Raw genomic sequence first — 14092 nt, forward strand, 5'->3', positions numbered from 1 at the left:
AACAGCAGCTCACTCGCGAGAGGCCGGATACATTTACGCAAACTGCGCCCGACAGAAATCCAAATCCCTTGCAACGCCGGGGCGGACCATACATTTTTTGAGGTGACATCCTTCAGGATCGCATTGTCGAGCATCTGCTCGGCCAAGAGCTTCTTCAGCCGGGCGTTCTCGTCCTCCAGCGCCTTCAGGCGACGGGCGTCGGACACATCCATCCCGCCGAACTTCGCCTTGAACTTGTACAAGGTCGCAGCCGAGATGCCATGCTTGCGGCAGACCTCCGTCGTCTTCGCTCCGGCTTCCTGCTCCTTCAGCATCCCGATGATCTGTTCCTCAGTGAACCGCGAGGCTCGCATCGTCCGTCTCCGTGATCGACGGACTCTACCCAATTCTGGAGGAAGTTCAGGGTCTCAGGTCATCAGCTAGGTCACGATTAGAAAAATTCTGCTCTCGAAAATCTTGACTGCCGACATCGTTCTCCTAATTTTTTCAAAACGAAAGGAGAGAGGAGGACGGATTAGTTTTAGAAATCGTTTCGATCTAGAGCTATTCTAAATATATCCCATTTCCCACCTAATTCTGCGACTGTATGCATACGGAATTAGGCGACGTCTTGGGGGCATTTATGAGCTACTGGCTCGCGCGCTTTGTTCAGCGCTCATTTCTTCTTTCAACGAGCGCCGTGGTCGCGTTTGGCGCCGGAATGTTGGCGGACAGCGGCTCCACGTTTGCACAAGAATCGCGATCGTCCGACACGACATTGCCGAAGGTGACGATTGATGCGCCAACGCAGACACAGCCCCGGCGTCGTCGCGCGTCAACTGCTGCACCGAGAACTGTAAGGTCGAGCCGCCAGGTCGCTGCTTCCGCGCCCACGCCTAAACATATGCCGAGCGTGAACAGCCAGGACGCTAAGACAGGGCAGTCGGGTTACATCACCCAGAGCATGACCACTGCAACGCGGACGAACACACCTCTCATCAACATCCCCCAGTCGGTCTCCGTGCTGACGAAGGAATTCATCAAGGACACAGCCATCCTGTCGATCGGCGAGGCCACGCGGTACGTGCCGGGCGTGATCTACCATCAAGGTGAAGGCCATCGAGACGATCTCGTAATCCGTGGACAGCGGACCAATGCAGATTTCTTCACAAATGGAATTCGGGACGACGTGCAGTATTTCCGCGATGTCTACAATCTCCAGCGGCTTGAGGTTCTGAAGGGCCCCAATGCTATGATCTTCGGACGTGGCGGCGGTGGCGGCGTGGTCAACAGAGTGTTGAAGGAGGCCGATGGCACGTCGGTTCGGGAGTTCACGGTCTGGGGAAATTCCTATCCGGGCGCGCGCATGACGGCCGACATCGGGCAGGCCATCAATGAGAATTGGGCGGCCCGTTTCAATGCAATGTATGAAAACACCAGCAGCTACCGAGATTTTGTCCATCTCGATCGCTGGGCAGTCAATCCGACCGTCACTTTTGCACCAAACGATACCACGACGGTCAAGCTGAGCTATGAGCATCTGCACGATAATCGGACCGTTGATCGTGGCGTCCCTTCGCAGATCCGCCCAGGCAACGCATTTCCGCGATTTCCATACGACACGTCGTCATCGACCTTCTTCGGCAATCCTCTTCTGAGCTATGCAATCGCTGACGTCGATATTGGTATGGCGATTATCGAGCACGATTTCGAAAACGGATTCGCAGTCCGTAACGCTACTCAAGCGGCGAATTACAACAAGTTCTATCAGAACGTTTTTCCGGGTGGCGGCGCCAATGCGGGCGCGGTTAACCTTGCTGGTACATCCAGCAATCTTTCATCTTACAATAACGAAACGGACCGGTCCAACCTCTTCAATCGGACAGACGTAACCTACAAGTTCGATGCCGGTTGGACGCGCCACACGGTCCTGTTCGGAGGAGAGCTCGGTCGTCAGAGCGGTCTGAACTTTCGTCAAAGCGGCTTCTTCAACGGCGTGGATTCGACGATCACTATCGATCCAAGAAATCCTGTTTCCTATGTCCCCGTGACATTCAGAAACAACGGGACTACGGATGCAAACAATACCTACAACCTTAATCTTGGCGCAGCCTTCCTTCAGGATCAGATTGAAATCACCCGCTATCTGCAATTGATCGCTGGCGTGCGGTTCGATCATTTCGACCTCTCGTCACGAGATCGGCGGACCAACGTGGTGCTAGGCCGCGTTGACGATCTTGTGTCGCCGCGTGCGGGCATCGTTTACAAACCGATAGACAATCTGTCGATCTACGGCAGCTATAGTGTATCGTACCTGCCGAGCGCTGGAGACCAATTCAGCGCGCTCAGTCCCGGATTGGTGATCGCACCGCCAGAAAAATTTGTGAACACCGAGATCGGGGTCAAGTACGATATCGTGCCTCGGCTTCAGTTTGCCGCCGCTGTGTATGATCTCGATCGGACCAACCAACGTATCGCGGATCCAGTCAATATTGGGTTCTTTCTCCTCAACGGGCAGACAAAGACACGTGGCTTTGAGGCGTCCCTTGCCGGTTACATCACGGATGCTTGGCAGGTCACTGGTGGGTATTCCTATACGGATGCGCGGATTGCAAACAATCTCTCGGCAACCATTGTTGCCGGAAACCGCGTAGGGCTCGTTCCCTATAATACCTTCTCCGTCTGGAACAAATATCAGTTCGATCCCATGTGGGCCGGCGGTATAGGCGTGATCCATTATTCGAACTTCTTCGCCTCGTCCGACAACACCGTCCGCCTTCCGGAATTTACGCGCGTTGACGCCGCAGTCATCCTGACTTTGAACCCGACGTGGCGCGCTCAGCTGAACATCGAGAACTTGTTCGATCAAAAATACTTCTCGACCGCCGATGGTAACAATAACCTCATGCCCGGATCACCGCGTGTGTTCCGGCTGCAGGCCACAGCGAGGTTCTGAAGCACAAAGTCACCAATCTGAATGTGACGGCGAGCCGATATAATTATCGGCACGGCGGAGACCAGACGCAATTCTCTGCCACTCTCCGAGGTCCGAAAGCCCTTCCTTGATACAGAAGCGCATTTGAGGTCAAGCGTGTTTGACTCAACGCTAACCCCACAAGGTGACGAGAATATCATCCAATATCATCCAATATCATCCTCTATATTCTGTGGCGCAGTCATCATCGCGCATCACCACCAGCCCGCACTCTCACAGTTGCTATTAGCGCATGGAAAAAGGCAGGCGGTCTCTAGCACAGAGCCGGTCATCTGCTCGGCCGGAAAGTCGTCACTTGAGATTCCACAGTTTGGAATTGCTCGAAACAACCGGTTTTCGCTTGCGTTTCACAGGGCCTAACAATATCCAATCGTAGTCGTTATCGTAACGGGTCCCGTTTGATGATCGTTTGTTCCTGTAACGTATTGACCGATCACGACGTTCGCGCTGCCGTCACTGCAACAAATGTTTTGCCGCGCTCCGCGAAGCAGGTTTACGGATGCCTGGGATGCAGCGCTGAATGCGGCCGATGTGCCCGGACCATCAAGACGATTATCAGGGAAGCGCTCGGCGCGTGTGCGCGGGAATGCTGCGCCGGCTGTCCCGCTCCCTAATCCACGCAATCCAGCAGATCCAATCCGAAATCACATGTGACCGCCCATGGCGCTTCGTTACCGCTTCGGCGCCCTGCATCCTGCGGCTTCCGCCTCTTCCTCCGAGCAGAACCCGGGCCGATCCGGCTTATCCATCTTCATTTTCGCGTACCAGCGATCACCGGTCCGGTGATAGATACACTCGCCGTTGTGCACGCCAGCCTTGATGGTGCAGTCAGGATCCGGAGCTTCCAGTGAAGATACCCCGTCCAGCAAGAGCTTTTGAGCAGTCACGGGGACTAAGATGGATCCGAGAATGACGGTCTGTTTATTCCGTGATCGCCAATCCCAAGGGGCGATAAACGCGCCTGACCAAAATCCGGTATGTAAAACACGGGCCCACTTTTCATCGAAGCCGTAGCGATCGGAATACTTCACGAACGCTAGCGCCCATCCACGCTCGATGCTCCGAAGTATGCAGACGAAAGCAGCTGGAATTGGTCTGATCCGACCCGCACCAGAGCAGTCGACGATTATTATACCGGACTGACATAACTCATCTGTTACGGGGCCCTCGAGTCATCGTTCCAGAAGCTCATTGCATTGCAATTCATCGATCGCGCTCTTACACCTGATACAGCGCAATGGCGAAAGGCTTGCAGCATGAGCACGGTAGAGAGCATCTGCGCCGATCTCGGAATAACGATCGCCCAATGTCATGAGCCGACCGGTCCATTGCGCACCAAGGCTGGCCAGACGCTTCGCCGAATGATCCTCGAGCACGGCGAAGGACATGTCATCATCACACTGCGCACCATTGTGGAATCGGCTGGGAATGAACGCGCGCTGACGGCGGCCGGAATTCAGGGCGTCAGTGATATTATCCTTGCGCATCCCTCTTGGTCTGACCGCGGACTGGCCTGGATCGAAGCATTCGACAATATCGATTTGATCGAGCTCGCCAACATGGCGAAGGCAAACCGAGGGGCCGTCCCTAAACGTGAGGCGATGGCGGCGATGCTGTACGAGCGCTTGGCGCCGATTTTTGATCCGCCCTCGAAGCCCCGCAAGCACATCAGAACGACGCCACGACAGGCGCATCCGGAGCCGTCGATTATTGGAACGTGAGAAGCTAGTCCCTCGGGCTTCGATTGGTGGGCCTGAGTGACAATCCTTCGCTGTGCACCTTCCAACGGACCGATGCCTCGGTTCTCTTGAGCTTCATCGCGATCAAACGGGTCGGGGTGTTTTGTTTAATGAGGGTTTTGAGCTGCTTAAGATCGTCCTTCGACCAGGGCCGAGGACTTGAGCGGCCGTCGCTCTTTTTGGCACTGCCTTTTTTCGTCCCCACGGTAGCGGTTTTCTTCGCCGTCTTTTTTACGGGCTTCTTCGACGCCTTCGTCGTCGACTTCTTTGCCTTTTTGGCCATGGTCACTCCTGAGATTTGATGACCCCGTTTAAGTGATTCGCGAGACAGGCGCGAAGCCATCGTCGCGCCGACGGTCACCGGCTCAGGCGGCGAACGCTCCGAACATTCATTCCGGTAGCGACTGTCCGACGTCGACCTCCCTCACCAGGGCGGCACGATGGAACGAACGTGTTACCTGGTGGTTGAGGAATTCCTCGCAGCGGCCGAACGGAGCGTCACAATGAGCATATTTGGAAAGATCATGGGCGCCATCTTCGGCAGCCACGCTGAAGCTGCGACACCGACATCAAAACCCGAGACAGGCGGCGGGTCTGCTGCGACCCCGGCCACCTCTACCTCAAATGGAACGGCCGCCGGCAGCTCTGTTGACGTTGCAGCCATTCTCGACAAGGCTGTAGCGAAGAAAAACGAACAGCTGGCCTGGCGGACTTCGATCGTTGATCTCATGAAGGCTCTCGACGTCGACTCCAGCCTAGAATCTCGCAAGGAGCTGGCGAAGGATCTGGGCTTTCCCGGCGACATGAATGACTCCGCGACGATGAACATTTGGCTGCATAAGCAAATGATGGCACAGCTGGCAGCTAACGGCGGCAAATTACCGTCTGATCTCACCCGCGCAGCTTAGCAGGAGGTTCGCTTCGTTATTCATGCCAACAGGAGTTCGACAAGTGGCGATTGGTACTGTGAAGTGGTTCAACGGGCAGAAGGGCTATGGATTCATCGCGCCCGAGACCGGCGGCAAGGATGTCTTCGTTCACATCTCGGCCGTGGAGAAGGCAGGCCTTAACTCGCTCAACGAAGGAGACAAGGTGAGCTACGAGGTCGTCATGAACCGCGGGAAAGAGAGCGCGGAGAACCTTCGGGTCGGTTGATCATTTGATTTTTGTGAGCTGAGCCGGATGTACGCTGGCTCGCGATGTGAATGGCCCTGAGCAATGCTCCGGGCTATTTGCATTTGGGGATTTTCGGCGTTTTCGTTGAGGGTCGGCGCCCCTAATCCGGTACCCTCACTTCCTTCTCTGGGCAGAATTATCTGAGCCCTATCGTGACCGGGTGCGGTACGCGCGCGGAAGACGTTACCCTTTAACCGAGGTCGTGAGCCATGCCGAAGTCGCAGATTGTTGATGTTGTCGCGGAGACCGGACATGCAATTGAGCCTCCGCCTCCGGAAATTTTGGAACCGGAGGCGGGTCTCTCGCCGGAAGAGATTGAGCAGGCACGCAGGGACTATTTGCTCACGCGATTCTGGATCAGCGCCAAAGGATTTTGGGGTGTCAACGGCGGCAAACTGGCGTGGGTGTTGTCTCTCGGCCTGATCGCCATGATTGTTACCAACGTCGCGTTTCAATACGCCATCAATGTCTGGAACCGCGCGATTTTTGACGCCATCGAGAAACGTGACTCCGCTACGGTTTTCTATTTGACGGGGGTGTTCTTCCCGCTCGCGATCGGTAGCGTGGCGCTCGGCGTTTTTCAGGTGTTCGCACGCATGGGCATCCAGCGCCGCTGGCGCGCGTGGCTGACCGATTCAGTGGTGTCGCGGTGGCTAACCAACGGCCGCTACTATCAACTCAATCTTGTCAGCGGCGATCACGAAAACCCGGAATACCGCATCGCCGAGGATCTGCGAGTCGCCACCGACGCGCCGGTGGATTTCGCCTCTGGCGTGATATCCGCGTTCCTCTCGGCTGCAACCTTTATTGTCGTGCTCTGGACCATCGGTGGCGCTCTAACCCTGACAGTTGGCGGGTCGACATTTACCGTGCCCGGCTTCCTGGTGGTGGCGGCGGTGATCTATGCCGGAGTTACCAGCAGTTCGATGGTCTACATCGGACGTCACTTCGTCGCGGTTTCGGAGAGTAAAAACCAGGCCGAAGCCGAATATCGCTACGCGTTGACGCGCGTTCGCGAGAACGGTGAAAGCATTGCCCTGTTGGGAGGTGAGGAGGAAGAGCGCCACGGAATCGACAAAACGTTCGCCAGCGTGATCAAGCAATGGGCCCTTCTCTGCGGTCAGCACATGCGCACCACCATCGTATCGCAGGGATCGAGCCTGATTGCTCCGGTCATCCCGCTTTTGCTATGCGCGCCGAAATTCCTCGATGGCAGCATGACGTTGGGACAAGTGATGCAGGCGGCATCAGCCTTCACCATTGTGCAGAGCGCGTTCGGCTGGCTTGTCGACAATTATCCTCGTCTGGCTGACTGGAATGCCTGCGCGCGGCGAATTGCGTCGCTCATGATGTCGATCGACGGGCTGGATCGGGCCGAGCGTGGCGACGGGATAGGTCGCATACAGCGCGGCGAGACCGAGGGCGATGCGATGCTCAGCCTCAACGACTTGTCCGTGACGCTCGACGACGGCACCGCCGTGGTGGGAGAAGCGGAGGTGATCATCGAGGCCGGCGAGCGCGTGCTGGTGGCGGGCGAATCAGGGACCGGAAAAAGCACGCTGGTGCGTGCTATCGCTGGTCTGTGGCCATGGGGTGGTGGCAGCGTCAGCTTCCATACCGACCGCCGGTTGTTCATGCTCCCGCAAAAGCCGTACGTGCCCTTTGGCACGTTACGTCGCGCTGCAGCCTACCCCGCGGCCGCGGAAGACTGGACTCTCGAGCAAATTGGCACTGCTCTGGACAAAGTAGGACTTGCTCACCTAAAGGGTCGACTTGAGGAAGAGGCGCCCTGGGACCAAACGCTGTCGGGGGGCGAAAAGCAGCGGCTCGCCTTCGCCCGGCTGTTTTTGCATAACCCCGATATTGTCGTGCTGGACGAAGCAACATCTGCGCTCGACGCAAAGAGCCAGGACAAGATGATGGAGCTCCTCAATAAGGAGCTCCCTAATGCTACAGTCGTCAGCGTGGCGCATCGCGTCGAACTCGAAGCCTTTCATACTCGAAAGGTCGTTCTGGTGCGCCGCAAGGGTGGCGCGAAGCTAGTCAGCGATATCAATCTCATTCCACATAAGGGAAAACGCCGCTTGATGGGTCGTTTCCTGCGCCAGCGCCACCGCAAGGCATCTCGTTGAAATGATGCACGGCGACGTGCGTCCATCGCACCAAATCGTCCCGTAACAGAGTGGCCTGGAAACGCGCGAGCCCAAGCGAGGGGCACTGGCCTGGTGGGTACACGGGTAAAGGGTGCAGTCCCGTCCATGAACCAATGGCTGGGCTCCACATCCGTTCGGGCAATGCCGGTCACAAACTTTGCCGAGTGAAATGTAAAACGGCCCGCCGGCATTGGGCACAGCGCGCTAAAGGTCCGCGCTTGCCGAGTGAGCCACTTACTCAAATGCCATTCACCGACATTTGGGATAGGTTCCAGGCGGAGCCGCGGATAAAGGATTCGCGGTTGCTGAGTTCCAAGCTCATAATTCCGCCAGCACTGAGCGGATCGCGGCTTCTTTCGGTGATGAGAACGCCTGATTGCGCTGCCGCCCTTCCTCTCACGGATAGGAGCAGCGATATGACCCCGCGTAAACAGACCACATCGCTCCAGGACCGCCTTTCGGTATTCGTCGCGGAGTCGCGCGCCGAGGCGGCCCGCACGCCGACCAGGGCGGATCCTTTCCCACTGCTCAAGAAGGTTCGGCAGGCCGAGAAGGCCGCAAACATTGAGAGATGGGCGAATTCGCCGGAATTGCAGCCGCCGAATAGCTGCGACGTTATAACGAGGCTGCTGTAGCAACTAACGCGTCGCGCCCGCGTTGGCGCGCATGCCTCAACTTTTCATCTTTGCAATCGTGGCCGGCCTGCTCGTGCTCATCGCGTTATTACTTTGGGTTTTCTTCTTCCCAGTGGCGGTTTGAGTCGTGCGACCACCAAAAAGGCCCGCCGGATGGGTGTCACGGCGAGCCAATTCGGGTCCGGGAGCCAGGTGCGGTAATATCCCGTTCCGGGCGATTCAATGCTGATCGCGGGAGAGCGTTCCTTAATAGTGAGACGTTCGAGCGTCCGGTTTTTAACCCGCCTAGTTGCGATTATCTTCCGGCTCCTACCATTGCACTTCTTGCAGCTTACCCGACGCGATAAGCGCCTCTAGCAGGCTGTTGAAGAAGTGTTCCGTCTGGCTTTGGGGATGGCTTGATCGCCGTTGTGATAGGCGAATGCGATCTGGATCGAGCCGCCGTCGAGCAGTTTGGCGTGGCCGTGAGACGGCGCGGTCATGCTGGCGCCGCCATGAGCTTCGGCAGTCGCACCAGATTGTAAGCGGCGGCTGCGAAGGTGAAGGCCCATTCGACGCGGTCGCGGCCACGGAAGCGGGTCTTGTCCTGGCGGGCAACCATCTTGATCCAGCCGAACGCTTCCTCAATGCGCTTGCGGATACGCTGGCTGATGGCATAGCCGCGGTGCCGCGTCGTGCGCCCGTCGAACGCCGAGCTTCGGCCGCTTGTGTTCTGCGCCACGTGCGGCGTCACCTTCATCGCGCGCAACTCGTTGACGAAGTCCTCCGTGTCATAGGCCTTATCAGCGCCAAGTGTGATGGCCAGGGGCCGGTCGGCGCGAGGTTCGATCATGTGCAACGCCGCCACCCGCTCGGCATGTCCGCCGGCCAGCGTCAGGCAGGCGTCGACCAACAGGCCATGGCGGTTCTCCATCAGCCCATGACCCATGAAGCATAGCTTCGCCTCCTTGCCCTTGCCCTTCTTGTAGAGCCTTGCGTCCGGATCGGTGATCGAGGCATGCGTGTCGTTGGTCCGCTTCTCGCCGTGGAAGTCGGCTTCGGCATTGCGCCCGACACCGCCGGCCGGCGGCTCGCCAGAGCCGTCCTTCGGTTTGACACTTCTTCATCGAAGCCCAGGCCTCGATCAGCGTGCCGTCGACCGAGAAGTGATCGTTCGACAGCAGCTTCTTCACCTTGGGCTGGGCCAGCACCGCACTCAGGAACTTTGCCGCGATGTCGCCCTCCAGCAGCCGATCGCGGTTCTTCGAGAACACCGAATGGTCCCAGGCTGGATCGTCGACGCCGATGCCCACGAACCAGCGGAACAGAAGGTCGTATTCCAGCCGCTCCATAAGCAGCCGCTCCGAGCGGATCGAGTAGAACGTCTGCAAGAGCATCGCCCTGAGCAACTTCTCGGGTGGGATCGACGGCCGCCCGAGCGGCGAATACAGCGCCGCGAACTCCCGCTCCAAAGCGACAAGCGCTTCATTCACAATGACCCGGATGGCGCGAAGCGGGTGATCGCGCCGAACCCGCGCCTCCAGATCAGTAGCTGAACAACTCGCCAGTCAGATTGTCACCACCGCGCACTCATCATCTCCAAATCGCTTCGGAGCAATAAATCATGCTCACAGCGGTTGCTTCGAAGCTACGATCAAGCACATTTGGTGCGACGCCGGTGGATTGCCGTTCGCCGAGATCAGGCGGCGGCAAATGCAGTATAGAGAGCAGCCCGCCAAGTACTTAAGGCTGCGCCGGGGGCGGGGGTATTGATCGCGCTTGTCCCGATCGCGGTTACGGTGCCTGCCGCGAGGCTCGCTAGAAAGAAATTTAGGGTCCATGCAAATATCCGACCGTTGCGGGCATTATGAGGCGGCGTGAAGTTTTTGAAACTGACCGTAATCAAGGCCAGAGCCGGAGCGAACCCGGGTTTTCGTTTCTGCACTTGGATATCGTCTCGTGTCCTCATTGGGGCATGCGCGCTATTGATTCACCTCAAAGCCATCCTCCGCACGGCTGCATAGCTTTTCGAAAATGATGTGGGCGACTTTGTCAGGAATTCTTCCTTGAGCCACGCGGACGTTGGTACTCACCTCAGGATCGTCGTCACCGCATTGGTTGCAGCCAGCGTCGTAGTTTGGATCGGAATCGCGGCCCGGATTTCGCCAGCACCGCTCATCCAACGGATTGACGGGCCGGCGAAACCGGCAACCGCTCCGGAACCGATGCAGCCTTCGGTGATCGTTCTGGCCGAAAGTCAACGCTTTTGATGGGGATCAATGCGGCGCCCAAATGGGGTCTATTGAATAGAAATGCAAAGCCGTGCTTCAGACGCCAATTTTGCTAGCCGCGATTATTAAAAGAGCTGAGAATGTTTGGTTTCAAGACCGCGGATCAGGGATAGATCAATCAGACTTCCGATAGTGAGCTGTTGTAGAACGTCATGATTTCAGCCGTCGGGCAAGAACCAGAGATCGATTTTCGTCCAGCTGTTGCGGATGATTGCCGGGACATCGCTCGATTCATCTGCATCGCTGGTGGCGGTCTCTATGAGTTTCTCTTCGACGATGTCCTGCCTGTCTTGACCACGGTGGACTTGCTGGCGATCGGTGTCTGGGGCGATCGGTACCCCATTTCATTTCGCAATTGCCAAGTGGCTGTCGATAGAGCGACCGGCGGGGTCGTTGGCGCCGCCAATGCATTTCCGATCAATGATCTCAAAGACGAGCAATATGAGATGGTACCCGCCGCGCGGCGGCAGCATGTCCAGAGAATGCTGGATCTACAGGATTGGGGCAGTATGTTTTTAAATGCCCTGGCGATCAGTAAGGAATGTCGAGGATTTGGCGTCGGCACCGAGTTGCTGCGGTGGGCGCAAGAACGTGCAAAGGCAAACGGCTTCGACCGCCTCAGCCTCCATGTCTGGGCAGACAACAAAGCTGCATTGGAATTCTACGAGACACGCGGTTTCGTCGTGGTAGGAAATGCCCCGGTGGGCACGCATCCGCGGCTGGCGCATAAAGGCGGAAGTATCCTGATGCGGCAAACAATTACGTCGTTTGGCGTTGTTGAGTCGTTTTAGGGTTGGGACCCATAAAGTTATTCCTTCGGCGCTGAGTTTGTGATTCACGGTCTTCGACAGGAGGCCGTTGATGAATCGCGATTGCTTTTGGCTAACGAAGGATCAGTTCGCTGTTCTCAAGCCACTTCTGCCTAACGATACGCGCGGTAAGCCGCGAGTTGATGATCGGCGGGTGATCAGCGGCATTATCCAGGTTCTGAAGTCGGGTGGACGCTGGATCGATGCGCCGGAGGTCTATGGTCCGCGCAAAACACTCTACAATCGCTTCGTCCGCTGGGCAGCGAGGGGCGTATGGGTAGACATATTCCACGCACTCGCAACGGCCGGTGGACCTGCTGCGCAGTCGGCTGAGTTGTCGGCCGAAGCGGGATGAGTCGCGAACCTGGATGGTAGAATCGGGTGAAACGAGCGGTGCCGTGTGGTATCGACCCTAAACAACGTTATTGCGGTTGAGGATATCAGCGCATAGGGACTCGTGACCACGACCATTAACATCAACGCTTATAGCGACGCTCTGGTTGTCCTTGGCACTGCCGGCGTTGTGGTGCCGATTGTGCGCCGTTGGGGTATCAATCACGTTCTGGGCTATCTCGGCGCCGGTGCAATTCTCGGCCCGCTCGGGCTCGGCTCTTTCATCCCGACCTTTCCGTTCCTGCACTGGTTTACAGTCAAAGACGCCCAGAACGTCGATGGAATTGCTAACCTTGGTGTCGTATTCCTGCTGTTCTTGATCGGGCTTGGACTATCCTTCCGGCGGCTTGTAACCATGCGGCGGCTGGTGTTCGGGCTGGGCAGCCTGCAGGTGCTGGTGACATCCGCACTCATTTTCGGTGCAATCATTCTGACGGGCCAGAGCTCCGATGCCGCAGTGATCCTTGGCGTGAGCCTTGCGCTTTCCTCGACCGCGATCGTGCTCGAACTCCTGTCGGGCGAGCGACGTTTGACCACGACCGCCGGCCGCGCTAGCTTCTCCATACTGCTAGCCCAAGATCTCGCGGTGGTCCCGATCCTCGTCTTCATCTCGGTGCTGGAGGCGGGCAACGGCGGCTCGATTGCGATGCAAATCTCAAGCGCGCTGCTCAAGGCGGTGATAGCGGTAGCTCTCCTCACCTTGATCGGACGGCTGCTGCTGCGTCCCCTATTTCAAATAGTCGCTAGCGCGCATTCGACCGAGTTGTTCGTTGCAGCAACCTTGTTCGTCATCGTCGGCGCGGGCCTCGCCGCGCACCAGGCTGGCCTATCGATGACGCTCGGCGCCTTCGTCGCCGGGCTGATGCTAGCCGAGACCGAATATGGCAAGGCGGTCGAGGCTACCGTCGAACCCTTCAAGGGCCTGCTGCTCGGCATTTTCTTTTTCACGGTCGGCATGGCGATAGATTTCCGCGTGTTTGAGCGTGATCTCGGCTGGGTGCTGGCGGCCGTCGTCGGCTTGCTGGCAGGCAAAGCCCTGGTTGTCATCATCCTGGGCCGCCTCTTCAGTCTTTCGTGGCCTGCGGTGATCGAAAGTAGCCTGCTGCTGGGTCCTGTCAGCGAATTCGCCTTCGTTAGCATCGGCATGGCTTCAACGCTGATTGAGCCTCACTTGGCGAGCTTTGCCGTCGCCGTCACGGCAGTGACGATGGCATTGACTCCGCTTCTCGGCAAACTCGGAAAGCGCTTGGCGACGAAACTGTCGGTCAAGCGAATTGTCGACCCCGAGCTTTCCGAGCGTCCGGCCGGTCAGGAGCCGCAAGCCATCGTGGTGGGGTACGGCAGGGTCGGAAAAGTCGTTGGCTCGTTGCTCACCGCCAATGGCCTGAAATACATCGCGATCGATCAGGAGGCTACCGTTGTGGGGCGTCATCGTCGCGACGGCCATAAGGTCTACTATGGCGACGCGACCGAGCCGGGCTTTCTCGAAGCCTGTGGCCTGATGCAGGCGACTGGCGTGATCATCACCATTCCGTCTAGAATCTCGATCGACGCCGTCGTCCGGCGCATCCGCACGGTGCGGCCGGACGCGCTGATCATCTCACGGGCGAGGAATGCCGAACACGCCCGCCAGCTCTACGCGATCGGAGCGACCAATGCGGTCCCGGAAACTGTCGAAGCGAGCTTGCAGCTGTCCGAAGCGGCGCTCATCGGTCTGGGGATTCCAGACGCATGCGCGATTGCCTCGGTACACGCGAAGCGGGATGAATTCCGGCTCACCCTGCAGCAGTCTGCCCTCACGGCGGAACAACAATTGTAAGAATGTACCTTACGGACTTGGGAACTTCCTTGTCCGTTGGCAGAGATTTTGAAGTGCCTGGCGGGATGAGGGGAGGTTCCGGCACAAGGCAGCACGTTCGCTCTGCGGTTGGCGCTTGACAGGA

General features: G+C 57.6%; 13 protein-coding genes and 2 pseudogenes. 10 read left to right on the plus strand and 5 right to left on the minus strand.

Annotated features, from left to right (window positions below; genetic code table 11):
* Positions 1–353 (minus strand): transposase (locus GGQ85_RS10825; RefSeq protein ID WP_309774524.1); only part of this gene is annotated, 353 nt, incomplete at its 3' end.
* A gap of 530 nt (positions 354–883) precedes the next feature.
* Here GGQ85_RS10825 and GGQ85_RS10830 point away from each other — a divergent pair.
* Together GGQ85_RS10830 and GGQ85_RS10835 are read left to right on the plus strand one after the other, a co-directional pair.
* Positions 884–2935 carry a TonB-dependent receptor gene (locus tag GGQ85_RS10830; RefSeq protein WP_309774525.1) on the plus strand — a complete coding sequence of 684 codons (2052 nt, stop codon included), beginning with the start codon at positions 884–886 and terminating at the stop codon, positions 2933–2935.
* 440 nt (positions 2936–3375) lie between these two features.
* Positions 3376–3588 carry a (2Fe-2S)-binding protein gene (locus GGQ85_RS10835; protein WP_309774526.1) on the plus strand — a complete coding sequence of 71 codons (213 nt, stop codon included), beginning with the start codon at positions 3376–3378 and terminating at the stop codon, positions 3586–3588.
* 57 nt (positions 3589–3645) lie between these two features.
* Here the strand turns inward: GGQ85_RS10835 and GGQ85_RS10840 are convergent, their stop codons facing one another.
* Positions 3646–4005, minus strand: coding sequence for a hypothetical protein (locus tag GGQ85_RS10840; protein WP_309774527.1), 360 nt, complete (start codon positions 4003–4005; stop codon positions 3646–3648).
* Between the two features lie 225 nt (positions 4006–4230).
* Here GGQ85_RS10840 and GGQ85_RS10845 point away from each other — a divergent pair, with 225 nt between their 5' ends.
* Positions 4231–4695, plus strand: a complete 465-nt coding sequence (locus GGQ85_RS10845; protein ID WP_309774528.1) for a hypothetical protein — start codon at positions 4231–4233, stop codon at positions 4693–4695.
* Positions 4696–4699: 4 nt separating this feature from the next.
* On the opposite strand, the gene GGQ85_RS10850 is transcribed toward GGQ85_RS10845, so the two are convergent.
* Complete coding sequence (locus GGQ85_RS10850; RefSeq protein WP_309774529.1) at positions 4700–4996, minus strand: hypothetical protein; 297 nt, start codon at positions 4994–4996, stop codon at positions 4700–4702.
* Between the two features lie 220 nt (positions 4997–5216).
* Between GGQ85_RS10850 and GGQ85_RS10855 the strand changes: the two genes are divergently transcribed.
* From GGQ85_RS10855 to GGQ85_RS10870, 4 genes are all read left to right on the plus strand, one after another.
* On the plus strand, positions 5217–5621 hold the full coding sequence (locus tag GGQ85_RS10855; RefSeq protein WP_309774530.1) for a DUF3597 domain-containing protein: 405 nt from the start codon (positions 5217–5219) through the stop codon (positions 5619–5621).
* Positions 5622–5643: 22 nt separating this feature from the next.
* Positions 5644–5868 carry a cold-shock protein gene (locus GGQ85_RS10860; RefSeq protein ID WP_309774531.1) on the plus strand — a complete coding sequence of 75 codons (225 nt, stop codon included), beginning with the start codon at positions 5644–5646 and terminating at the stop codon, positions 5866–5868.
* Positions 5869–6098: 230 nt separating this feature from the next.
* Complete coding sequence (locus GGQ85_RS10865; protein ID WP_309774532.1) at positions 6099–8021, plus strand: ABC transporter ATP-binding protein/permease; 1923 nt, start codon at positions 6099–6101, stop codon at positions 8019–8021.
* Positions 8022–8458: 437 nt separating this feature from the next.
* The gene (locus tag GGQ85_RS10870; RefSeq protein ID WP_309774533.1) at positions 8459–8677 is read left to right on the plus strand and encodes a hypothetical protein; all 219 of its coding nucleotides are present in this window, start codon (positions 8459–8461) and stop codon (positions 8675–8677) included.
* Between the two features lie 353 nt (positions 8678–9030).
* Here GGQ85_RS10870 and GGQ85_RS10875 read toward each other — a convergent pair whose 3' ends face one another.
* Together GGQ85_RS10875 and GGQ85_RS10880 are read right to left on the minus strand one after the other, a co-directional pair.
* A complete protein-coding gene (locus tag GGQ85_RS10875) occupies positions 9031–9159 on the minus strand; it encodes a hypothetical protein (protein ID WP_309774534.1) in 129 nt (42 codons plus the stop codon).
* A pseudogene (locus tag GGQ85_RS10880) lies at positions 9156–10246 on the minus strand (IS5 family transposase). Before GGQ85_RS10880 ends, GGQ85_RS10875 begins: the two are co-directional and overlap by 4 nt.
* Before the next feature lie 853 nt (positions 10247–11099).
* On the opposite strand from GGQ85_RS10880, the gene GGQ85_RS10885 reads away from it, so the two are divergent.
* The 3 genes and pseudogenes from GGQ85_RS10885 (at position 11100) to GGQ85_RS10895 (ending at position 13968) form a co-directional block, all read left to right on the plus strand.
* The gene (locus GGQ85_RS10885) at positions 11100–11738 is read left to right on the plus strand and encodes a GNAT family N-acetyltransferase (protein ID WP_309774535.1); all 639 of its coding nucleotides are present in this window, start codon (positions 11100–11102) and stop codon (positions 11736–11738) included.
* Between the two features lie 70 nt (positions 11739–11808).
* Positions 11809–12081, plus strand: a pseudogene (locus tag GGQ85_RS10890) (transposase); the annotation flags it as partial.
* Positions 12082–12213: 132 nt separating this feature from the next.
* Positions 12214–13968, plus strand: a complete 1755-nt coding sequence (locus GGQ85_RS10895; RefSeq protein WP_309774536.1) for a cation:proton antiporter domain-containing protein — start codon at positions 12214–12216, stop codon at positions 13966–13968.
* Positions 13969–14092: the final 124 nt, after the last annotated feature.

Origin of the sequence: Nitrobacter vulgaris (assembly GCF_031453995.1) — a bacterium.
GTDB classification, from domain to species: Bacteria; Pseudomonadota; Alphaproteobacteria; order Rhizobiales; family Xanthobacteraceae; genus Nitrobacter; species Nitrobacter vulgaris.